This window comes from Streptomyces sp. CG4, from assembly GCF_041080655.1.
Taxonomy (GTDB): domain Bacteria; phylum Actinomycetota; class Actinomycetes; order Streptomycetales; family Streptomycetaceae; genus Streptomyces.
In genome coordinates this window covers 606,567-628,301 of record NZ_CP163525.1, presented here as the reverse complement: position 1 = coordinate 628,301, position 21,735 = coordinate 606,567, and the positions used below count along the sequence as shown (strand labels likewise).

General features: G+C 71.6%; 18 protein-coding genes and 2 pseudogenes. 8 read left to right on the top strand and 12 right to left on the bottom strand.

Going from position 1 to position 21,735, the window contains the following annotated elements; genetic code table 11:
• Positions 1-15 precede the first annotated feature (15 nt).
• Together AB5L52_RS02895 and AB5L52_RS02890 are read right to left on the bottom strand one after the other, a co-directional pair.
• On the bottom strand, positions 16-1,017 hold the full coding sequence (locus AB5L52_RS02895) for a phosphotransferase (RefSeq protein ID WP_369362520.1): 1,002 nt from the start codon (positions 1,015-1,017) through the stop codon (positions 16-18).
• A 65-nt stretch (positions 1,018-1,082) separates the two neighbouring features.
• Complete coding sequence (locus AB5L52_RS02890; protein ID WP_369362519.1) at positions 1,083-2,219, bottom strand: ROK family protein; 1,137 nt, start codon at positions 2,217-2,219, stop codon at positions 1,083-1,085.
• Between the two features lie 90 nt (positions 2,220-2,309).
• On the opposite strand from AB5L52_RS02890, the gene AB5L52_RS02885 reads away from it, so the two are divergent.
• The gene (locus AB5L52_RS02885) at positions 2,310-3,605 is read left to right on the top strand and encodes a DUF1479 domain-containing protein (RefSeq protein WP_369362518.1); all 1,296 of its coding nucleotides are present in this window, start codon (positions 2,310-2,312) and stop codon (positions 3,603-3,605) included.
• 165 nt (positions 3,606-3,770) lie between these two features.
• Positions 3,771-4,286 (top strand): annotated as a pseudogene (locus tag AB5L52_RS02880) (IS30 family transposase); the annotation flags it as partial.
• Positions 4,287-4,351: 65 nt separating this feature from the next.
• On the opposite strand, the gene AB5L52_RS02875 reads toward AB5L52_RS02880, so the two are convergent.
• From AB5L52_RS02875 to AB5L52_RS02860, 4 genes are all read right to left on the bottom strand, one after another.
• A complete protein-coding gene (locus AB5L52_RS02875; RefSeq protein ID WP_369362517.1) occupies positions 4,352-6,154 on the bottom strand; it encodes a phospholipase C in 1,803 nt (600 codons plus the stop codon).
• 204 nt (positions 6,155-6,358) lie between these two features.
• Positions 6,359-7,597 (bottom strand): iron uptake transporter deferrochelatase/peroxidase subunit, encoded by a 1,239-nt coding sequence (gene efeB, locus AB5L52_RS02870; RefSeq protein ID WP_369362516.1) that lies wholly within the window; start codon positions 7,595-7,597, stop codon positions 6,359-6,361.
• A complete protein-coding gene (locus tag AB5L52_RS02865; RefSeq protein WP_369362515.1) occupies positions 7,594-8,802 on the bottom strand; it encodes an EfeM/EfeO family lipoprotein in 1,209 nt (402 codons plus the stop codon). Before AB5L52_RS02865 ends, efeB begins: the two co-directional genes overlap by 4 nt.
• Before the next feature lie 165 nt (positions 8,803-8,967).
• The gene (locus tag AB5L52_RS02860; protein ID WP_351572270.1) at positions 8,968-9,747 is read right to left on the bottom strand and encodes a polysaccharide deacetylase family protein; all 780 of its coding nucleotides are present in this window, start codon (positions 9,745-9,747) and stop codon (positions 8,968-8,970) included.
• Positions 9,748-9,961: 214 nt separating this feature from the next.
• Here AB5L52_RS02860 and pip point away from each other — a divergent pair, with 214 nt between their 5' ends.
• Together pip and AB5L52_RS02850 are read left to right on the top strand one after the other, a co-directional pair.
• A complete protein-coding gene (pip, locus tag AB5L52_RS02855; protein WP_369362513.1) occupies positions 9,962-10,927 on the top strand; it encodes a prolyl aminopeptidase in 966 nt (321 codons plus the stop codon).
• 101 nt (positions 10,928-11,028) lie between these two features.
• A complete protein-coding gene (locus tag AB5L52_RS02850; RefSeq protein WP_369362351.1) occupies positions 11,029-11,346 on the top strand; it encodes an Imm51 family immunity protein in 318 nt (105 codons plus the stop codon).
• 30 nt (positions 11,347-11,376) lie between these two features.
• Here the strand turns inward: AB5L52_RS02850 and AB5L52_RS02845 are convergent, their stop codons facing one another.
• Entirely contained in the window at positions 11,377-12,498 is a 1,122-nt protein-coding gene (locus tag AB5L52_RS02845; RefSeq protein ID WP_369362352.1) for an IS630 family transposase, read from the bottom strand.
• A gap of 221 nt (positions 12,499-12,719) precedes the next feature.
• On the opposite strand from AB5L52_RS02845, the gene AB5L52_RS02840 reads away from it, so the two are divergent.
• On the top strand, positions 12,720-13,373 hold the full coding sequence (locus AB5L52_RS02840; RefSeq protein ID WP_351572264.1) for a DinB family protein: 654 nt from the start codon (positions 12,720-12,722) through the stop codon (positions 13,371-13,373).
• Positions 13,374-13,391: 18 nt separating this feature from the next.
• Here the strand turns inward: AB5L52_RS02840 and AB5L52_RS02835 are convergent, their stop codons facing one another.
• A complete protein-coding gene (locus AB5L52_RS02835) occupies positions 13,392-13,991 on the bottom strand; it encodes a TetR/AcrR family transcriptional regulator (protein ID WP_351572261.1) in 600 nt (199 codons plus the stop codon).
• Positions 13,992-14,071: 80 nt separating this feature from the next.
• On the opposite strand from AB5L52_RS02835, the gene AB5L52_RS02830 reads away from it, so the two are divergent.
• Complete coding sequence (locus AB5L52_RS02830; protein ID WP_369362512.1) at positions 14,072-14,959, top strand: alpha/beta fold hydrolase; 888 nt, start codon at positions 14,072-14,074, stop codon at positions 14,957-14,959.
• Positions 14,960-15,001: 42 nt separating this feature from the next.
• On the opposite strand, the pseudogene AB5L52_RS02825 reads toward AB5L52_RS02830, so the two are convergent.
• Positions 15,002-15,271, bottom strand: a pseudogene (locus AB5L52_RS02825) (GNAT family N-acetyltransferase); the annotation flags it as partial.
• Positions 15,272-15,439: 168 nt separating this feature from the next.
• Here AB5L52_RS02825 and AB5L52_RS02820 point away from each other — a divergent pair.
• Positions 15,440-16,006: a dihydrofolate reductase family protein gene (locus AB5L52_RS02820; RefSeq protein WP_351034409.1), complete on the top strand. Its 567-nt coding sequence runs from the start codon at positions 15,440-15,442 to the stop codon at positions 16,004-16,006.
• Positions 16,007-16,020: 14 nt separating this feature from the next.
• On the opposite strand, the gene AB5L52_RS02815 is transcribed toward AB5L52_RS02820, so the two are convergent.
• Entirely contained in the window at positions 16,021-16,812 is a 792-nt protein-coding gene (locus tag AB5L52_RS02815; protein ID WP_351034412.1) for an SDR family NAD(P)-dependent oxidoreductase, read from the bottom strand.
• Between the two features lie 101 nt (positions 16,813-16,913).
• Between AB5L52_RS02815 and AB5L52_RS02810 the strand changes: the two genes are divergently transcribed.
• Positions 16,914-17,537 (top strand): TetR/AcrR family transcriptional regulator, encoded by a 624-nt coding sequence (locus AB5L52_RS02810; protein ID WP_369362511.1) that lies wholly within the window; start codon positions 16,914-16,916, stop codon positions 17,535-17,537.
• Here AB5L52_RS02810 and AB5L52_RS02805 read toward each other — a convergent pair.
• Both AB5L52_RS02805 and AB5L52_RS02800 read right to left on the bottom strand, forming a co-directional pair.
• Entirely contained in the window at positions 17,514-19,442 is a 1,929-nt protein-coding gene (locus AB5L52_RS02805; protein WP_369362510.1) for a glycoside hydrolase family 5 protein, read from the bottom strand. The two genes, AB5L52_RS02810 and AB5L52_RS02805, sit on opposite strands and share 24 nt — an antisense overlap.
• 126 nt (positions 19,443-19,568) lie before the next feature.
• Positions 19,569-21,635, bottom strand: coding sequence for a SpoIIE family protein phosphatase (locus AB5L52_RS02800; RefSeq protein WP_351032063.1), 2,067 nt, complete (start codon positions 21,633-21,635; stop codon positions 19,569-19,571).
• Between the last annotated feature and the right edge of the window lie 100 nt (positions 21,636-21,735).

The following is a 21,735-nucleotide window of genomic DNA, read 5'->3' as shown; positions in this document are numbered from 1 at the left end:
CCAGGCCGAACTCCCTCAGAACGGGGGCTCGTTGAGCAGGTCCAGCAGGGACTCGGCGCTGTGTTCGTCGCCCGAGGCCGTCCTCGACGGGTCCGGGAACGTGCGACCCCAGGACGCGGCGCGGCCGAGGGCGCTCAGGCGCCAGGCGAGGTGTGCGGCGCGGCGCAGGTCCGCCGCTGTGCGGCCGGGAGCCGTCCAGGCCTCCAGGTAGGCGTCGAGCAGGCGGGGCAGGACCTGCGGTCCGTATCGTGCCCGCGCCTTTTCGACCGGGATCCGCAGGCTGCAGAACGGGTGCGAGACGGCCGCGTCGCCCCAGTCGAAGAAGGTGTACCGGCCCGGTGCCGGCCGGAACAGCTGGCCGTCGTGCAGGTCGGCATGGTCCAGCGTGTCCTCGATGCCGGCGGACGCGAGTTCGGCGCACCAGTCCGTGAGGCGGGGCCGTAGCCGCTCCAGCCGGGCGCGGGTCTCCGGAAGCAGCGCGGTGTTGTGCGTGAGCAGTCTGTCGAACGCCGAGGGCAGGTCGAGGGTCCGGGTGGAGGGCACCCCGAGCCGTTCGATCTCGTGCGCGTGCGGGGTCACGGCCTGCTGCAGGCTCGCGTACTGGCGCAGCAGGTCCTCCCAGGCCCGCGGCTCGACCGGCGCGCGGGAGAGCACGGAGCGGAACAGTTCTCCGCCGTCGGGCAGCAGCACCCACGCGCGCTCGGCGTCGACGGCCAGTGGCTCCAGGACCTGCCCCGGCACCCAGCGGGCCAGCGCCGCGGTCAACGGCCCCTCGAAGGCGCCGGCCGGCGGATTCGCCTTGAACCAGACGGCGTCCCGCCCCTCGACGGGCACCCGCACCAGCACGGACCACGGACGCAGCCGTACCGCGAGGTCACCGCCCATCCGCAGGCCGCGTTCGGCGAGCCGGTCCGCCACCCAGGCCATGGCCGCGTCCCGCCACGACTCCTGTTCCCACGGAGTCGGCGCGTACTGGTAGGTGCTCCGGTCCACGGCGATCGCATACGCACGGTGCATCGCGCCATCTCACCATCGCCGCCGCGGGCCGACCACCCGATTTCCCGGGCGGTGCCGTCGCGTGTTCATGCGTCGGGGTGCGCGGACCGGACGATCAGGGTGCGCAGTTCGTCCACGGCACGCGTGCGTGCCCCCGTCAGGTCGGGCGCGGACACGCTTCCGGCCGCGATGCGGACCGGGCGTGGGCCGCGGGCCGCGTGCGCCTCGAACGCGGCGATCAGGCGCGGATGGCGGCCCCACTCGCCGGCGATCACGATCAGCTCCGGGTCGGTGAGGCAGACGGCCGCGGACACGACGCCGCCGACAGCCCGGGCGAGGGTCTCCCGCACCCGGTGGGCCTGCTCGTCGTCACCGGCGACGGCCGCCTCCAGCGTCGCGACGTCGATGGCCGTCGAGTCGGCCCGGCGCAGGCCGAGCACGGCGAACACCTCGATCAGCGGCATCGCCGTACCGTCCGGTCCGGCCGTGGGCACGTGGGCGATCTCGCCGCTGAGGCCCCGGTGGCCGCGCCGTACGGCGCCGTCGGCGACCACCGCACAGCCCAGCCCCTCGCCGAGGTGGACGTAGACGAAGTCGTCGACGCCGGCGGCGCATCCCGTGGAACGCTCCGCGCGGGCGGCCCAGTTGACGTCGTTGTCCACCAGCACGGGTCCGTCGACGTACGGGGCGAGGACGGCGGTGGGGTCGAGGTCGCCGACCAGGAACGGCGAGTCGGGCAGCCGGACCAGCCGGCCGGTCGCGCGGTCGACGGGATCGGCGGCGCTGACGACCGCGGTGCGCAGTCCGCCCGGTGCCGTCCTGCCCAGCCGGCGGGCGGCCTGCGCCAGGGCCTTGACCGCGAGGTGCTCGCCCGCGTTGCGGCCGAGCTCGACCCGGGTCTCGGCGACGGCGGCGCCGTGCGCGTCCACCGCCTCGGCCGTCACGCCGTACGGGGAGATGCTCGCGACCAGGGCGAGCCCGAGCCGGGGTGCCAGTGCGTAGTAGGAGCCCGCGCGTCCGCGTCCCGTCGTGCGCTCGCCGGTGTCCACCAGCAGACCCGCGTCGGCCAGACGCTGCACGCCGTCGGAGATGGTCGGCTTCGAGATGCCGGTCAGCGCCGAGATCTCCGCCCGCGTCAGGCGTGGATGGTCCATGAGGGTGCGCAGCACGTGCTCGTCCGTGAGAGCGCGCAGCATGTCCAGGGAGGGCTTGGCCGGGGTCATGCGGACCATTCTAGTAAGGACTGTTGCCTAAAGGTCGGTCGTGCCCCTAGCCTGGATTTGGTAAGGAGTCCTGACCAAAGGAGCCGGGCCATGACACGCGTCGCCGACCAGCAGCAGTCGTCCGCGCAGCTGCCGCACTGGGAGACCGTCCCCGAGGATCTGCCCGCCGCGATCCGCGGGATCAAGCAGGCGCTGCGGGCCCGGATCGAGGCCTCCGGACGGTCCGTCGCGGAGGTGTACGCCGCCGCCGAGCGGCGCGTGGCCGCCCGGGTCGCCGAGATCAAGGCGGAGCGGGAGGCCGGGGAGCGCGTCTGGCCGGTGATCGACTACGCCGACATCGAGAACGGCACCGTGCGCGCCGCGCAGGCCGACCTGGTGAAGCAGCGCGGATGTCTCGTCGTACGCGGCCACTTCCCGCGCGAACAGGCCCTCGCCTGGGACGCGTCGATCGTCGACTACGTCGAGCGCAACCGGTTCTTCGAGAACTACACCGGGCCCGGCGACGACTTCTTCGGCAGCGTCGGCTCCAAGCCCGAGATCTATCCGATCTACTGGTCCACGGCCCAGATGGAGGCCCGGCAGAGCGACCGCACGGCCCGTGTGCAGTCCTTCCTGAACTCCTTCTGGACGCACACCTCCGACGGCGTGCGCTGGTTCGACCCCGACCGTGACGCGCTCTACCCCGACCGCATCCGGCGCCGCCCGCCGGGCACCGACTCCCGCGGCCTCGGCCCCCACTGCGATCCCGGCACCCTCGACCTGTGGATGACCGAGGCCTATCAGCGCGCGTTCCGGCACCTCTTCGACGGAAGCGTCGAGAGCTACGACCCCTGGGACGCCGCGCACCGCACCGCCGGCCCGCAGTACCCGGGCTCCACCATGTGCTCGGCGTTCCGCACCTTCCAGGGCTGGACCGCGCTGTCCGACATGGACCACGACCAGGGCGTGCTGCACACCGTGCCGGTCCCCGAGGCGATGGCCTGTCTGATGCTGCGCCCCCTGCTGCCGGACGTCCCCGACGACGACATGTGCGGCGTCACCGTCGACCAGGTCTTCCCCGCGAGCGAGAAGTGGCACCCGCTGCTGCTGGAGGCGCTCACCGGCATCCCGGACGTGCGGGCCGGCGACTCCGTCTGGTGGCACTGCGACATGATCCACAGCGTCGCCCCGGTGCGGGACCAGAAGGGCTGGGGCAACGTCATGTACATCCCCGCCGCGCCCTGGTGCCCGCGCAACGAGCGGTACGCGGCCTCCGTACGCGAGGCCTTCCTCTCCGGCTCCAGCCCGGGCGACTTCCCCGAGGAGCACTACGAGCGTTCCTGGACCGGCCGTTTCACCGCCGACCGGCTGGGCACCACCGGCCGCCGCGGCCTCGGACTCGACTGAGCAGGACCCGCACACGAACGCGCCCCCGTCGCAGCTTGAGTTCTAGTGGTCGTCGCAACACCCCAGCTCAGGGGATGCGATGGAGTTCGAGATCCGGAAGAACCGGGGGCCCGGCGGCGGGCGCACCGCCAGGCCCACAAGCGTGCCTCCCGTGCCATCAAGGACATGGTCCTGATCAGCGAACGCCCTGCCGAAGCCGCCGACCGGGCCGTCCCCGGACACTGGGAGGGCGATCTCATCATCGGCAAGGACGGCCGTTCCGCCATCGGCACCCTCGTCGAGCGGTCCACCCGCTACGTCATGCTCGTGCACCTGCCGGTCGGCCACAGCGCTATCGCCACCCGCAACGCGCTCGCCACGACCGTCCAGACCCTCCCACGGCACCTCTGGCGATCCCTGACCTGGGACCAGGGCTCGGAGATGGCTGCCCACCGGGCGTTCACCGTTGCCACCGACATCCCGGTCTACTTCTGCGACCCGGCCAGCCCCTGGCACCGCGGCTCCAACGAGAACACCAACGGCTTGCTGCGACAGTACTTTCGCAAGGGCACCGACCTGGCCGCTCACACCCCCGAGGACCTGGCGGCCGTCGCCGCCGAACTGAACAGCCGCCCACGCAAAACGCTCGGCTGGGAAACCCCAGCCGAGCGCCTCGCTAAGCTCCTGGACCTAGCCAGCTGACCAGCAGTGTTGCAACGACCCCTGGAATTCGCCACCGACCGGGGGCGCGCTTCATGCGGGAAAGGTCAGGCGCGCTGCCTGCGGCGCATCGTCAGGTACGTGCCGGTCGCACCCGCGGCCACCAGGGCGCCCACGCCGAGGCCGACCGGCAGGGCCGGGAAGCCGGAGGTGTCGGTCGTGTCGGCCGCGTTCTGCATCGCCGGACCCGGGGTGATGTTCGTGGACACCGGGGCGACGTGCTGGATCGGGCCGACGTGCTTGACGGAGCCGTCGGAGTTCAGCAGCACCTGCTTGTTGTTCGGGTGCCGGAAGTCGAACATGCCCGACAGCGAGCCGGCCGTCGCGTCGAAGGAGTGGTCACCGATCTGGCCGGTCTTCCAGTTGTCCTCGATGAAGCGCGTGATGGACGCCTGGTTGGTCAGCGTGTGGTCGACCTTGTTCACCTTGCTGTACGGCGAGACGACGAGCAGCGGCTGGCGGGTACCCGGGCCACAGCGGTCCGCGTAACCACCGGACGCCTTCGGGCCCTTCTGGCAGGCCTGGCTGTCCGTGGCCTTGCCGTTGGAGGCGACCGTGGAGTCCGCCGAACCGTTCTTCGGGACGACATAGGCGTGGTCGTACCAGCCGTCGGAGTCGTCGTAGGCGACCACGACCGCGGTGGACTTCCACTGCGGCGAGCTCTGGATCGCGTTGATCTGGTCGATCAGGAAGTGCTGCTCGTCGGTGGGGTCGGAGTAGCCGGCGTGGCCGTCCTGGTACTCACCGGCCTTGAGGAAGCTGACGGCCGGCAGCTTGCCCGCCTTGAGCGCGGCGGAGAAGTCGGTCAGGTCGTAGTTGTGGTTGGCCTGACCGCTGTGGCCGATCTCCGAGACGGACTTCGGCGCCAGGTGGTGCGGGTTCGCCGTCGACTTGTAGTACGAGAACGGGTTGTGGTGCGGGCTGTAGTCCACCACGGACGCGCCGCCCACGTTGGTGTGCGCGGCGTCGCACTTGGCGTACGAGCCGGACGTGCCGTTCCACGCGGTCGACGGACGGAAGCCGCCCTGGAACCAGCCCCAGGAGACCTTCTTGGCGTTGAGCAGGTCACCGATGTTCTTGCCCTGCAGCGCCGCCAGCGCGTTGGTGCTGGTGTGGTCCTTGCCGGAGCAGTCGTCGAAGGCCGGGTCCGGGTCGTTTATGACCGTGCCGACACCCTTGGCGTCGGGCGACGCGATCGCGTACGCGTCCGGCTTCGGCGTCTGCTTGCCGGTGGCCGCGTCCACGGAGACCGCGCCGTGCGTGTTGCCGGAGATCAGGTTCAGGGCGCCGGGCGTGGACGGGCCGTAGTTCGAGCTGTAGGAGCGGTCGCTCAGCGAGTAGTTCTGGGCGTAGTTCCACAGCCCGGTGACGGTGTTGCCGTCGTAGTAGTCCATCGCCAGGCCCGGCTCGCCGAACAGGCCGCCGCTGCACTTGTCGACCTCGGTGTTCTGCACGAACTGGTCGGCCTTGCCGCCGTTGTAGGCGTACTGCTCCGCACCGTAGGAGTGGTTCTGGTCGCAGGTCATCGCCTGCGACGAGGACAGCCGCTTCGGCGCGTACTGGTTCGGGTTCTTCGTCAGCAGCCCGGCGTGCGCGAGGGTGTCGATGTCCTTCGGGGTGTTCTTCGACGCGGTGAACTTCGTGCCGTCGGTGTTCGCGGCCTTCGGGTACGTGGCGAAGTAGTGGTCGAAGGAGATGTTCTCGTCGAAGAGCACGACGACGTGCTTGATCGGCGTCGCGGTCGAGGAGTGCCCGCCGTTCGCCGCGGTGGGCGCCGCCGCCCAGCCGGGCGCGTTGCTGCCGAGCACGGTGAGCGCGGCGGCTCCCGTCAGTGCGCCCAGGCTCCGCATCGCGGCTCGTCTTCCTCTGCTTGCCATGGTGGTCTACCCCTCCGGACAGAACGTCTGTGCGTCGTACGAGCATGCATGCTGCGCCCGTTGCGCAGCGTGTCGGCGGAGCCATCATGGCGTGCAGGTGAACACCAAGTCAGGGATGTCAGGGCAAAACTTGACTGTGTGTTGACCTGGTCGGCCCGGTGACTTGTCCGGACAGGTTCAGCCGAACAGGGCGCGCCCGTACCAGTCCGAGGCATCCCTGACGCCGGGCAGCGCGAAGAAGTAGCCGCCGCCGAACGGGCTGATGTAGTCCGTCAGCGGCTCACCCGCCAGCCGGTGCTGCACCGTCTCGAACTGCCGCTTCAGGTCCTGTTGGTAGCAGCAGAACAACAGGCCCATGTCCAGGTTGCCGTTGGCGTCCATGCCCCGGTCGTAGTTGTACGCACGGCGCAGCAGGCGCTGGTCGGCGGTGGCGGACGTGCGAGGGTTGGCGAGGCGGATGTGCGAGTCCAGCGGGATGACGTCACCCTTGGGGTCGTCGGCGTACTTCGGCGTGTCGTGCTCGTGGTCGCCGTCCAGCGGCGCCCCGGAGGAGCGGGCGCGGCCGAACATCCGCTCCTGCTCGCTGAGCGAGACCCGGTCCCAGAACTCCACCAGCATCCGGATGAGCCGCACGACTTGATAGCTGCCGCCGGCCGCCCAGTCCGGCTCGCCGGCGCCCTTGCCGACCCACACCAGACGGTCCATCTCGCGGGCGTTCGCGGCGTCCGGGTTGGCGGTGCCGTCCTTGAACCCCAGGAGGTTGCGCGGGGTGCCGGAGGGCCGGGGCGGGCTGGAGAAGCCGTCCAGCCGCCAGCGGACCTGCAGGGCGCCCCGGGTGTGCCGGGCTATGTCCCGCAGTGCGTGCAGGGTGGTGTCCGGCTCGTCGGCGTGCAGGTGGAGGCTCAGGTCACCGTGGCACCAGTCCGCCCGGAGGTCGTCGTCCGGGAACTCGGGCATGGCGGTCAGCCGGCGGGGCCGCTGCGCGGCCAGCCCGAACCGGTCGTCGAAGAGCGAGGCGCCGACGCCCACGGTGACGGCCAGTTGACCGGAGGGCAGCTGGTCGCCGAGGACGCCCGAGTCGGTGGGCGGGGCGGTGATACCGGCCGGAGACGGCGTCCCGCCCGAGGTGAGGAAGCGGGCCCGGTCGGTGAGCGTGCGCAGCAGGTCGGTGAGGTCCGCACGGCTCCCGGCGGTCACGTCGAGGGAGGCGAACACACTCGTGCGGCGCGGGGCCGCGATCGCCGAGGCCTGGTGGACGCCGTGGAAGGGCGCGACGGCATCCGTCGCGCCGGCCGGAGCGGCGGCGGGGGCGGTGGCGGGGGCCGCGGCGCTCGTGGCGAGGCCGGCGCCGGCCAGGGCGGCACCGCGCAGGAAGCCGCGCCGGGCCAGGCCGTCGGATCGTTCGGCGCTGCTCACACGGTCCTCCGCGGGTCGCACAGGGTGGCCACCGAGGCCAGCCGCTCCACCAGGTCGCCCAGCACGGAGTCGGCCTGCTCCCGCTGCGCGCGGCTCAGCTCGCCGAGCGGGGTCCAGCGGTCGCTGTGCCGGAAGCCGTCGAGGGTGTGCTGGGCACGGTCCAACTCCTTGTCCAGGAGCGGCAGATCGGCGTACCGGGTGGTGAGCAGCGGGCGCAACTGGGACAGCACCTCGCGGGTGCCGTCCAGGTTGGCGCGGGCGGTGGCGAGGTTGCTGCCGCTGCCGTGGTCGGTACGGCCGGTCAGCTCGAACTGCACGGTGTTCTCCAGGATCTCGTGCGCGCGCAGACCCAGCTGGGCGGGGTCCATCCGGGTCTGCGACCAGCTGTCCCGCAGCCCGGTGACCGCCTTCACCAGCGCCGCGGCCGGGGCGCGCAGCCGGGCGGCCGACTCGCCGTGCCACAGCCCGTACTCGATGCGGTGGAACCCGGCGAAGTCCTTGTCGTGCACCCCGCCGGCCAGCCCGGCGCCGGTGCCGTTGATCGCTGCGTCCGCGTCCCCGAAGGCGTCGTACGCCGCACCCAGCCGCTCGTACTCCAGATGGGCCGGCAGCCAGGCCGAGCGGGCGGCCGCGAGGTCACCCCCGTCGATCGCGTCCTTGAGCTGCGTCGTCAGCCGCACGACGCCGTCCAGGCCACCGCCGACCCACTTCTGGTAGGCGAGGGCGGGCGGGATCAGATCGTGCTGCGTGACGGGCGCGGCGCCCGGGCCGCGGGTGCCGCTGGTGATGTGCACGGTGGGCCCGGTGACGGCGTCGGCGTCGTCGGGCACGCACTTGAAGGCGTACGACCCCTTGCCCAGCTGGACGGTCAACTCCCGTGTCGTCCCGGGCCCGATGCCCTCCACCTCGCCGTACACCGCCTGGCTGCCCGGATCCTCCAGGTAGACCTCGGCGGCGCCGTCGGAGGAGTTGTGCAGGTCGAAGGTGCGTACCCCGGGCTCGGGCCGGGTCCAGCCGCTGCCGCAGTGGCTCTGCGAGACGTCGATGACGACATGGCCCGAGGGGGCGCCGGCGGCCCGGCCGTGCCGTGGTCCGCCCAGCGAGTACGCGAGGAGCGTGCCCGCGACGGCCACGGCGAGGACGACGAACACCGCGGGCGCCGTCCGGAGACGAACGGACCGCGTGCCGAGGCGAGGCAACGGCATGGCGAGCCTTTCCGAACGACGTACGCAACGGCCTCATGGTAGGCGCCGTTCCGGATCCGAACACCCGTCCCAAGATGTCGATGACCAAGAATTCCCCCGGGGTTCACCCGCAGGTGGCCTACGGCGAGCCCCCTGACCAGGCGCGTTGCCCCCGCAGGTGCCGGTTCAGCGCACCGGGAAACCGAAGGAGTAGCCCTGCTGCTTCAGCCACGGCAGCAGGGTGCGCAGCGCGGCCACGGTCTGCGAGCGGTCGCCGCCCGCGTCGTGGAAGAGGATCGTCGGCCCGTTGGACAACTCGCGCTTGACGGTGCTGACGATGGCGGCGCTGCCCGGCCGCGCGAAGTCCTTGGAGTCCACGTTCCAGCCGAGCGGCCGCATCCCGTGCGAGGCCGCCAGCTGCCGGCTGTACGGGGTGAAGGCGCCGCCCGGAGCCCGGTAGTACATCGGCTTCACACCGCCGGACGCCTTGGTGATCTGCTGCTCGGCCTCCATGATCTGCTGCGACTGGTAGGCCTGCGACTTCTTGTCCATCGTGGTGTCGTGCGACACGGTGTGGTCGCACAGCCGGTGCCCGGCCGCCACCACCTGCCGGACCAGGTCCGGGTGCGCCTGGGCCTGCGGGCCGATCATGCAGAACGTCGCCTTCACGCCGTTCTCGCGCAGGATCTGGAGCACCTGCGGGGTCCAGACCGGGTTCGGTCCGTCGTCGATGGTGATGTTGACCGCGTGCGCGCCCGCGTCCGAGGCATGGGCGATGTCGGCGGAGACGGGTGTCTCCTGCTTCGGCGCGGCGGGCTGCTGTGCCGAGATGTCCGGCGCCGCCGAACCGCCGCCGCTCTGGCCGGCCTGCGCGGTCCACACCGACGCGGCGGCCGCCACCGCCGTGACCCCCACCGCTGCCGCGATCATCCGGCCGTACCATCCTCGCCCGTCATGCCGCGCCATGTCCCGCCCCGATTCGTTCCGTGTCCGTTTGGCCCTGTGCACCCGTGCTCTGTGCACCTGTCAGGACGGTGGGGGTTGAGTGGGGGGTTCAAAGCTGGGTCCGGTTGTTACCGATCACGGACAATTCCAGGGCGCTTCCGCGACAGACGACACGGCCGCCGCGGCCGCCGCCGTTCCCGGCGGTCTCGGCCGCCGGAGTCGGTACGGTGCCCTGATGGCCCTCTATCCGGAGCTCGAACCGTACGCGCACGGCATGCTCGACGTGGGCGACGGCAACCACGTCTACTGGGAGACCTGCGGCAATCCGCACGGCAAGCCCGCCGTCGTCCTGCACGGCGGGCCGGGATCCGGCTGCACCCCTTACCCCCGGCGCCTGTTCGACCCGGCCGCCTATCGGATCGTCCTGCTCGACCAGCGCGGCTGCGGCCGGTCCAGCCCGCACGCGAGCCGCCACGACACCGACATGAGCGTCAACACCACGGCGCACCTCATGGCCGACCTGGAACTGCTGCGCCGGTACCTGGGCGTCGAACGGTGGCTGGTGTGGGGCGTGTCCTGGGGATCGGTGCTCGCGCTGCGCTATGCACAGACCCACCCGGGCGTGGTCTCCGAGCTCGTGCTCACGGGCGTCGCCACCGGGTCGAACGCCGAAGTCGAGTTGCTGACCAGGGGACTGGGCCGGATCTTCCCCGACGCCTACGAACGGTTCCGGTCCGCGCTGCCGGCCGGGGAACGCGACGGGAACCTCGCCGCCGCCTGCAACCGGCTGCTCGAATCCCCCGACCCCGAAGTGCGGGAACGGGCCGCGCGGACCTGGACCGACTGGGAGACGGCCACGATCCCGGCGCCCCCGCGCTCCGTCGCCCGCTACGAGGACCCCGTCTTCCGCATGGGCTTCGCCCGCACCGTCACGCACTACTGGGGCAACGACCACTTCCTCGGCGAGGGCAACGACGAGGGCGTGGTCCTGCGCGACGCCCACCTGCTCAAGGGCATCCCCGGCACCCTGGTCCAGGGAAGCCTCGACTTCGGCAACCTCCTCGGGATCGTCTGGCGGCTCCGACAGGCCTGGTCCGACAGCGAGTTGGTGCTCGTCGGCGACACCGGCCACCACAGCGGGGCGCCGGGCATGGCGGAGGCGCTGGTGGCGGCGACCGACCGGTACGCGGCCCGGGTCTAGTGCCGTGACCGCAAAGGTTCACCGGGGTCAGGAGCGGCGAGGGAGCGGACTGCGCTGGAGCGGATCCGGCCGCCCGAGCTGGCCGTGAGAAGATCGCGGCCGTGACCATCCAGCTTCATGACTTCGACGGCGAACACTCGCTGACGTTGGACGTCGGTGGCCTGGCTGCTGACGCGGCAGTAGCCGATGCAGGTCACGAGCCGAACGGGTACTTCTGGGAAGGTCTCGTGCGGTTTGCCTGGCCGGACATTGCCAAGCGCCTCGACTTCGACAGCGAGGCCGGCATGTTCTGCGCGGTCGGGACTCCGAGTGACCTCGCGCGACTCAAGACGGCCGTTGAGTCAGTCATCACGAGCACCGACGCGGTCCGCGACATCATCGCCCAGGCGGAGACTTCGGGCTTCGAGTTCGACGACTAGCAACTCCACCGGACAGGGACACCGGTTCGCTCAGGCTGCTGTGGCAAGTGGGCGTCCGCCCCAGCGGATTCCTTTCTCGCTGCGGATTCGGGCGCGTTCACGTCGTTGGGCGGCCAGCACGTCCGGGTGGCGTGTGTTGGTGTTACGCCAGCGCAGGTAGACGTGCAGGGCGCGGGTCTGGACGGTGTGGTTGCGGTGGTTCGAGTTAGCGATCGTGAACTGCCGAAGGGGCCCGAAGTGGGCCTCGATGGGGTTGGCCCAGGACGCGTAGGTAGGGGTGAAGCACAGCTCGACGCGGTTCTTCTTGGCCCAGCGTCGGATGGTTTCGCCCTTGTGGGCGGACAGGTTGTCCAGGATGACGTAGATCGGGGCGCCGTCCGGGCGGGCCGCGCGGATCGAGCGGAGCGCGGCCAGCGTGTTCGCGGCGCCCTTCCTGCGTCGGTTGACGCCCCAGAGGGTGTCGTCGCCGACCGAGTAGCAACCGTGGAAGTACCGCACGCCGTGGGTGCGGTGGTAGGTCGCGGGGTGCCGCTCGGGGTGACCGGCCCGGGCCCAGCCGGAGCCCATGGTGGGGCGGATGCCGAGCGGCCCGAACTCGTCGAACGCGAAGACCCGGTCGGGGAAACGGTCCAGGACCTCTTCGAGGCGGTCGAGCTTGGTGTCGCGGTCGGGGTCGGGTGATTCCTTCCATGTCTTGGTGCGCTGGAAGGTGATGCCGCGGCGGGCGAGCAGGCACCGTAACGCCTCGCGGCTGATCCGGATCACGCGGCCGTGGACTTTGCGCAGGTAGGCAGCGAGTTTGCGGATGGACCAGCGGGTGAAGGGCTGGCCGAGTTTGGTCGGGCGGATGGTGGCCGTCTGGACGACGAAGTCCTCGTCGTCAGGACTGAGCAGGCGGGGACGGCCTCCCGCCCACCGAGGGTCCAGAGCGGCCAGGCCGACCTCGTTGAACCGGTGGATCACGTCGCGAACGGTGTCCTCATCAGCCTGTACCAGCTGAGCGATCACCGGGACCCGGTTCCCGCCGGCCGAGGCCAGCAGCATCATCGCCCGACGGAACCGCACCGAACTGGTGCTGCCCCGGCGCACGATCTGCTGCAGCTTCTGCCCCTCCTGGTCGGTCAACCTGCGCACACGGACAGGCTCTGCCACCACACCCCCAGCAGTCGGATCAACGGACGCCACCGCACATCCAACCGCCCGCAGCACCAATCCGGCGAACCATCCCGGTCAAAGCACTAGCCGCCGCCGAAGGGCCCCCGGCGCCGGAAAAGCGGGCGCGGGTGCGGTGCCGACTGTGTCAGGGTGGCGGGGTGGTGGACCGTCGTGCCGGTCGGTCCGCCAGGTGCCGGTCTTTCAGCCAGGAGTGTCCGATGACGACATCACCGCCCCGACTCCTCCCGTTGCTGGACCAGTTCGACTTCGCCTGCGAGCGCCTCCTCGGCCGGCTGGCCGGGCCCGTCATGGACAGCGGCGACGGTGCGGACACCGAGGTCGAGCCGCTGACCGACGACGAGTACCTCTGGGCACCGGTCCCCGGCTGCTGGACGGTCCGACGGCGCGTGGACGGGCCGGGGCCGCGGGCGGCCTTCCTGGCGGGCGGCGGCCCGTGGGGGCGGGACGCCGCGCCGTATCCGCACCCCTGGCCGCCGCCCGTCACGACCCTGGCCTGGCGCCTGAGCCATCTCACCGAGATGCTGTCCCTGCGCGCCGACCACACCGCGGGCAGCCGCACGGCGACCCGGGAGGAGCACCCCGTCAGCGGCGACGCCGCCGGTGCGATCGCGGCCTTCCGGGCCGGGGCCGCCGCCTGGCGACAGGCGCTGCTGAGTGCCGACGACGCGGCCCTGGACACGGTGGGGTACTGCACCTACCCGTACGGCAGCGACGCGGAGGAACCCTTCCTCGACATCGTGTGGTGGGTCAACCAGGAAGTGCTGCACCACGGAGCCGAGATCGCCCTGCTCCGCGACCTCTACCGGGCGAACCGAGCGCACCCGGCGAGCCGAACGAACCGGCAGGCCTGACGGCCGTGGCCGGTCCCCTCACTCCCCGGCCAGTGCCGCCCGTACCATCGCCGCCGCCGCCGCGCCCGCGGCCCGCACCGGTTCGGTGCTGCGCGCGGCCCGGCCGAGCATGAAGGCGCCCTCCAGCAGGGCGACGACCGAACTCGCCGTCGCCCGGGCGGCGGGCGCGGGGATGCCGCCCTGGGCGTAGTAGGCGGCCAGATGGTCGATCCAGCTGTCGAACACCTCCGAAGTGGCTTGTCGCAGCGTCTCGTTGGTGCTCGCGACCTCCATCGCGACCGTGGCGATCGGGCACGGGTCGGCGAAGTCCAGCTCCGCGAGGGTGCCGGCCGCGGCGGCGAAGGCGTCGGCGGTGGCTGCCACCCGGTCCTCGTACGGCGTCATCAGTGTGCTGATGAGCTCCAGATAGACGGCGCCCGAGGTGCGGATCACCTCCTCGCCCAACTGGGCCTTTCCGCCCGGAAAGAAGTGGTAGATCGAGCCGAACGGGGCACCGGCTTCCGCGGCGATCTGCTTCATCCCGGTGCCGGTGTAGCCCGAGCGCCGGAACAACTCCGTGCCGGCGTGCACGATGCGCCGCCGGGTCTCATGGGTGCTGATGGCCTTGCCGTCGCTCACGGGTGGCACCTCCGGGGAGCCGCTGTTGCCAAAGGGCGGTCGGCGCCTATTCTGTCACTAGAACGATCTATCAAGTAGCAGTGACGGCCGAGACGGACGACCGGAGCGGAGACACGGGCATGCCGGAGATCGAGCTGAGCGCGGGAACCATCGACTACCAGGACACCGGAGGCGACGGCCCCGCCGTGGTCCTCGCCCACGGCCTCGGCTTCGACGAATCGGTCTGGGCCGACGTCGTCTCCGCCCTGCGCCCCGACTTCCGCGTCCTGGTCCCCGTACTGCCCCTCGGCAGCCACCGGCGTCCCATGCGGCCTGACGCGGACCTCTCCGCGCACGGCGTCGCCCGCCTGCTGGCCGAGTTCATGGACCTCCTGGACCTGCGCGACGTCACCCTCGTCCAGAACGACGCCGGTACGGCCCAACTCCTCGTCGGCACCCGGGACGACCGCATCGCCCGGCTCGTCCTGACCTCCTGCGAGGCCCTGGACAACTACCCGCCCGGCATCCAGGGCCGGATCCTGTCCGCGGCCTGCAAAGTCCCCGGCGGCATCTTCCTCCTCGTGCAGTCCTTCCGCTTCCCCTTCCTCGCCCGCATGCAGACCTCGCTCGGCGGCATGGCGAAGAAGCGGCTGCCGAAGGAGCTGATCGCCCGCTGGTACCGCCCACTGATGACGGACCGTCACATCCGCCGTGACTTCGCCAAGTTCCTCCTTGCCACCCGGAAGGACTGCTATCTGCAGGCGGCCCGGAACCTCCCGGAGTTCACCCGCCCGGCACTGGTCGCCTGGGGCGCCGAGGACCGCATGATGCCGCCCGCGACGGGCCGCCGCCTTGCCGAACTGCTCCCGAATGCCCGCTACGCGGAGATCCCCAACGCCCGCACACTGGTCCAGCTGGACAACCCGGCGGCCCTCACCGAGGAGATCCGCCGCTTCGTCAAGGACCACCCCTTGCCCGGAGAAGGCTGACTCCCGGCGGGGACGTGGATCCCGTCCCCCCGGCCCAGGAGGTCACCCTTCGAGCGAGACGTACAGGCGCGTGCCACAGGGCCGGCAGCCGACCCTCTCGTACGCGGGGCGGGAGCCCTCGCCCGAGTACTCCAGCCATACGGACTCCGCTCCGCGGCCGAACATCGTCCCGGCCGGCGTCGAGGTGACCGCGGCGGCGATGCCGCGCCCCCGGTACCCGGGGAGGGCGCCCACACCTGCCAGTTCGGCCGTGCCCTCGGCAGGCGCCGAGCAGAGGGCGCCGCCGGCACAGCCACCGCCCGGAGAACGGATACCGGAGAACGCTGCCCGAGAGCAGACGGCTCAGTACCGGCGGCGGCCGATGGGGGACGCCGGAATCGTTGATGCCCGGCTGTGTGTCGAAGTGCGTGTGGCTCGTTCGACGCTTGGATGGAGGTGCTTTCCGCCTCCGCCTCGGAAGAGCAGACCGAAGGAGACGTCATGAAGATCCGTGCCCGCGTGAGCATGAGCGCCGACGGCTATGTGACCACGCCGACCGGATGGCCGGCGCTGACGGCCGACCCCGCTTTCGTGTCCGGCGAGAGTCACGGCATCCGGGAGTTCCTCGAAGGGTGCGAGGCGGCGCTGATGGGCCGTACCACCTTCGAGCCCGCGCTGACCAACAACCGCTGGCCCTGGCCGGACCTGGAGGTGTTCGTGCTCGGCTTCCACCGCCCGGCCGGCACCCCGGACCACGTCGTCACCGACAGCGATCCGGCGCGGCTGCTGCAGCGGATCCGCGCGGCCAACCGCGGCGGCGACGTCCACCTCGTCGGCGGCCCGCGCACGATTCAGGCCTTTCACGCCCTCGGCGCCCTCGACACACTGGAGCTGGTCGTCGTGCCGCTGCTGTTCGGCGGCGGGACACGGCTGACACCCGCGCTCGACCCGACCACCGGGCTCACCTTCCAGCGTGAGCGCGCGCTGCCGGGCGGGTCCGTGGAGATCGTCTACTCCTGCAAGGGCAGCCGGCCGCCACTGCCGGGCAGCCCCGCGAGCCAGCGCTGACCCGCAGCGGCTAGTCAGCGGCTCGAACGCTGCGCGGCCACGATCGCGTGCACGGTCGGCTCCGCCCCCGCGCGCCGCTGCACCCGCTCCGCGAAGCCCGGGAACTGCGATGCCACCTTGGTGAGGAAGCGCAGCTCGGGAGGTGCCACGTTGATCTCGGCGACATCGCGTTCGATCGCCCGTATCACGCCTTTGCACACCTGCTCGGGCGAGACGGTGCGGACACCGCCGGGCGTCGACGAGCCCGTCTTCGCGAACATGCCCAGCTCGCGTACGAAGCCCGGCTGGACGATCGAGACGCCGACGCCCGTGCCGTGCAGATCCTGGCGGAAGGCCAGCGAGAAGCCGCGCAGCCCGAACTTCGTCGCGGTGTACAGGGACGACGACTTGGTGGCCGCCATGCCGGACAGCGACCCGACGAAGCAGAGGTGGCCGCGTCCGGCGGCCAGCATGCCGGGCGCCAGCAGCCGGGCGAGCATGGCGGGGGCCCGCAGATTGACCGCGAGGGCCCGGTCGATCTGCTCCGGTGTGTAGTCGAGGACGTCACCGCTGGAGGGCAGGGCCGCGTTGGCGATCAGGATGTCCGTATCGGCGGCCTCCGCGGCCAGCCGCTGGACGTCGTCGGCGTCGGCCAGATCGGCCGCGATGGTCCGCGCGCCGTAGCGCTCGGCGAGCGGTGCGAGCGCCTCGGCCCGCCGGCCGCTGAGCACGAGGCGGGCGCCACGCGCGGACAGTTCGGCGGCGAGCGCACCGCCGATGCCGCCGGTGACACCGGTGAGCAGAACGGTCGACCCGGCAATGTGCACGACTACCCTCCAGTCACAGCCCCGTTCGTTCGAACGAACACTAGGGAGCGCAGACCGCCCTGTCCACCGGTACGGATGGCCGGGATGAAAGAATGCACGCCATGCCGCACACCGCTCCCCCCGCCCCGATGCGCCAGCGCATCATCACCGCTGTCCTGCGGATCATCGGTGAGGACGGAGTCGCGGCGGTCACGAACCGGCGGATCGCCAAGGAGGCGGGCGTGTCCCTCGGTTCGGTCACCTACCACTTCGAGACCCAGCACGAGTTGCTGCGGGAGAGCCTGCTGTACTTCGTGCGCGAGGAGGCGCGGCACTTCACCGAGCTGGCCGAGCAGTGCCAGACGGAGGGCCTCGCCGTCGAGGACGCGGCGTCCCTGGCCGGCCAGGTCGCCTGTGGCTCGGCGCTGGACAGCGCTCAGCTCGCCCCGTTCGAGCTGTACCTGCACGCCGGGCGTGACGCGCGGCTGCGGGAGGCGGCGGCCGAGGCGTTCGGGGCCTACGACCTGCTCGCCGCCCGCATTCTCGGCGCGCTGGGCGTCCCGGACGCGCAGCGCCTGGCCGCCACGACCGTCGCTCTCGTGATGGGCCTGCAACTGCGCCGGCTGGCCACGGGCGATCCCGCGGACGATCTGGCGGACGACTTGATCGACGCCCTCCTGCTGCTCGTGCGCGGGGCCGCCGACCGGTCGTCCACGGCCGCTTCAGGGGAGCCGGCGGCACAGTAGGGCGGCGGGCCCGGGGCGGCTGCCCGCCCGGGTGGTGTAGGCGATTCCGGCGGCGTACTCGTCGTCGCCGCACTGGCCCTTGTAGTCGCCGTACGCGAAGTCGCCGCCGGCGGCGCCGCTGGGACGGTTGTCGGACCGGTCGAACCACACCGTACGGCCCGCTCCCGCCAGTGGGTTCCGGGCGGGCACGCACAGGGCCGCCGACACCCGTGCGCCGCGGGCGCTGTACCCGATGAGGAAACTACCCTCGGGGCACTGCAGTTTGGTGAATCCCGATGCCCAGTCGCCGCCGGCCGGGACGTAGCGCTCGTCCGTGACGACCGTCTGGCCGGTGACAGCCGCCCGCAGATCGCCCGGGCCGCCGCCGGTGCTGTCGGTGCACAGCCCACGTCCACTGGTGTGGCCGAGGCCGACGAGCCGCAGCCCGTCGGGGCAGGCGGCCTTGTACGCCCCCGGATCCCAGTCGCCGGTGGCCCGCACCCGCACCGACTCCACCGCGTCGCCGTGGTCGATGGCCAGCATCCGCCAGACCGGAACCGCCGCCACCTCACCGGTGTCGCTCGGCGCCGCCATGAGGTGCTGCCAGGCCGCGGCACGCCAGTCGCCCGCGTCGAGGATGCCGGAGCGGTGCCCGGTCCGGTCGTACTGCAGCAGGGCCCAGTCGTCGTGGCCGGTGAAGCCGACCAGCGGCCAGAAGGCGAAGTCGGCGTCATGGTCGGCGAAGTAGTCGGTGACGTTGCCGAACCAGGTGCGGGCGGCCGGATTCGACTCGTTCGCGCCGATGCCGAATTCGCTGACCCAGACGGGTGCGGTGTAGTGCCGGCCCGGCTCCTGCACGAAGAACGCCTCGTCGTGGAGCGCCGTGTACAGGTCGTCGCGGCTCAGGTCCTGGTAGCGGGGATCGTGGGTCTCGCCGACGCCGGTCGCGCCGCTGTGGTGGGGGCCGGTGTAGCCGTAGGAGTGCGCGGAGTAGACGAGCTTGTGGGTGTCGACGAGGGTGTGGGACAGGGTGCCGGCGGGGGTCAGCACGGGGCGCCCGTGGGGGAGTCCGTCCGCGGGTATCCCGGTCCAGTTGATGCCCTCGATGACGATGAGGAGGCGCGGGTTCGCCTCCGTGAGGATGCGGTCGGCGGCGAGCCGGGCCGCGGCGTACCAGTCGTGGCTGTCGCCCAGGCCCCAGTTGGGGTCGTCCAGGACATCGCGCCGCACCTCGTTGTACAGGTCCGCGCCGGCCACCCGGGGGACGCCGGCGTAGCGGCGGGCCATGAAGACCCAGTCGTCGGCCCAGGCCTGTGCCGACTGCGAGCTGTTCCAGCGCTCGTTGCCGTCGACGCCGCAGCACCAGCGCGAGGTGTTGGTGTGGTTGTTGAGGATCACGGCGAACCCACTGGCGCTGAGCGACTCGACCACCGCGTCGTAGATCTCCAGCGGTGTCCTTCCGCGTAGTCCGGGATTGGCGGCGACGGCGTTGTCGGGCACCGGAGCCGTGCTGTGGATCATCTCGTTCGAGAACGGCAGCCGGATGGTGTTGATACCCAACTGGTGGAAATCGCCGATGAGTTGGTCCAGTGGTACACGGTCCAGGCCGAGCGGGATGCCGTGGGAGTCCTGGCCGGCGTGGTGGTTGGCGGGATCGTCGACGCTCCCGCTGCCCGTCCATGAGCCTTGTGCACCATCCCAGTTGGCGCCCTTCAGGCGGAAGCGGTTGCCCTGGATGTCGACGACGTAGCGGCCTTGCGTGGACAGTGGCGGCGACCACGTGGCCGGGGTCGTGGCCGCAACTGCCCATATATTATGGTGAGTTGGCTGCTCAGGGGCGGGCGAGGCCGCAGTGGACGTGGTGGCGACGAGCAGGAAGCCAGCCACTGCGCCGGCCAGGCGCAGGGCGGCAGGTGCGATCGGCATCCGGGGACCCTTGACGGTAGGGGGTGGGGGAGAGCGCCGCGACCAGGGTGACGACGTCGGTCCGGTGCGCGGAGTGTCCACCACACGGCACGGTTCAGGGAAGGGCCTCGTGCTGCTTCGGGCGGCCTACAGGGCGCGGGCGACGAGCAGGGCCACGTCGTCGTGGTCGTCGGGGTTGCGCAGTCCGTACAGCAGGGCGTCGCAGATCTGCTCCAGCGGCCGGCGCGGTTCGTCGAGGATGTCCAGCAGGGCGTTCAGCCGGTCGTCGATGGCGTGCTGACGGGTCTCCACGAGGCCGTCGGTGTAAAGGACCAGCAGGTCGCCCGGACGCAGCGGGACCGTCGTGGTCTCGAACCGGATGCCGCCGACGCCGAGCGGCGCCCCGGCCGGCAGGTCCAGGAGCCGCGGCGGCTCGCCGGGACGCGCCAGCGCGGGCGGCATGTGCCCGGCGTTGGCGATGCTGCACCTCCCGGTGCGGGGTTCGTACACCGCGTACAGGCAGGTGACGATGTAGTGCTCCAGATCGCAGGTGATCTTGTCCAGGTGCTGGAGCACCGCGTCGGGGGCGAGGTCGACATCGGCGTAGGCGCAGGTGGCCGTGCGCAGCCGGCCCATGGTGGCGGCCGCGTCGATGCCGTTGCCCATGACGTCGCCGACCACCAGGGCGGTCTTGTCGTCGGCGAGCGGGATGACGTCGTACCAGTCGCCGCCGACCTCGCTCGTCGCCTGCGCGGGCTGATAGCGGGAGGCGAGTTCCAGGCCCGTGTGGAGCGCCGGGTGGTCGGGCAGCAGACTGCGCTGCAGGGTGAGCGCGGTGTTGCGGACGCTCTGGAACCAGCGGGCGTTGTCGATGGCGACGGCGGCTCGGCCGGCGAGTTCGGCGGCCAGCACGATGTCGTCCTCGTCGAACGGCGCCGGATTGCGGGTCCGCTTGAGATCGAGGGCGCCGAGCACCTCGCCGTGCGCGATCAGCGGCACCGCGAGATACGAGTGGACACCGGCCTCCGCCAGCAGGGCGCCGGCCGCCGCGTCCCGGGCGATGCGCGGCAGATCATGCGGCCCCACATGGGGCACCAGGACCGGTCGCCCGGTGTGGACGCACAGGGTCACCAGACGGTCACCCGCGTAGGCGGCGATGTCGCCGGGCGGGTCGGCGGCGCGCAGCGCGACCGTGGGGTGGGCGGCCTTGAGGGCGAGGGCCCGGAACAGCTCCGGGCCGTTGTCCGGTCTGCTGATACGACGGCAGGACAGCGCGGAGTCGAGAACGTCCACGGCGACCACGTCGGCCAGCGCCGGCGCGGCGATCTCCGCCAGCTCATGGGCCGTCTGCTCCACGTCCAGCGCGGTGCCGACCCGCGCGGAGGCGTCCGCGATCAGCGCCAGGCGCCGCCGCGCCCGGTCGGCCTCGGCCGCCGCGCGATGCCGCTCGGTGACGTCGACGACCGAGGCGGCCGCGCCCAGGACCCGCCCGCCGGGATCCTCCAGGCGGTAGAACGACAGCGACCAGGCGTGCTCGTGGCCGGGATCGCCCGGGGGGCGGCCGACGTGGTACTGGTCGAGGAGCGGCGTACCGGTGGTGAGCACCTGGCGCAGGGCGGACTCGACGGTCTCGACGTCCGGCAGGGGCAGCGTCTCCCGCAGGTGGCGGCCGATGTGCTCCTCGGCGGGAATGCCGTCGATCCGCTCCAGCGCCGGATTGACCAGGAGATAGCGCAGCTCGGGGTCGAGCAGGGCCAGACCGATCGGGGACTGGTTGATCAGCTGCTCGCACAGCGCCAGATCGGTCTCGACGCGCTGGAGCAGCGTGTGGTCCGCCGCGATGCCGAGGGCGTAGACGTCCCCGAGATCGTCCAGCAGCCGCATGGTCCGGAACTCGGTGAGCCGGCTGCTGCCGTCCTTGTGCCGGACCGGGAAGGCGCCGGCCCAGCCCCGGCCGGTCTCCAGCACCTCCGTGAACAGACCCACCACGGCCTGCAGATGTTCCGGATGGATGAGCAGGCGCGCCGCATGCTTGCCGAGCGCCTCCTCCGAGGAGTATCCGAAGAGTTCCTCGGCCTGCGGGGTCCAGAAGACGATCCGGCCGCGGGTGTCCAGGGCCACCGCGGCCACACTCAGCACATCCAGCAGCCCGGTCGGCCGGGGCAGCTCGGTACGTTGCCCGTCGTGGCCGGCTTCGAAGGAGTTCACTGCCATGCCGGGTTCACCTCCACCGGCCGGACGGGCGTGCACGACTACGGACGACCGGTCTTTGCGGAGTATCCGTGCACACCACTGTAGAAACTGTCTCATAGTG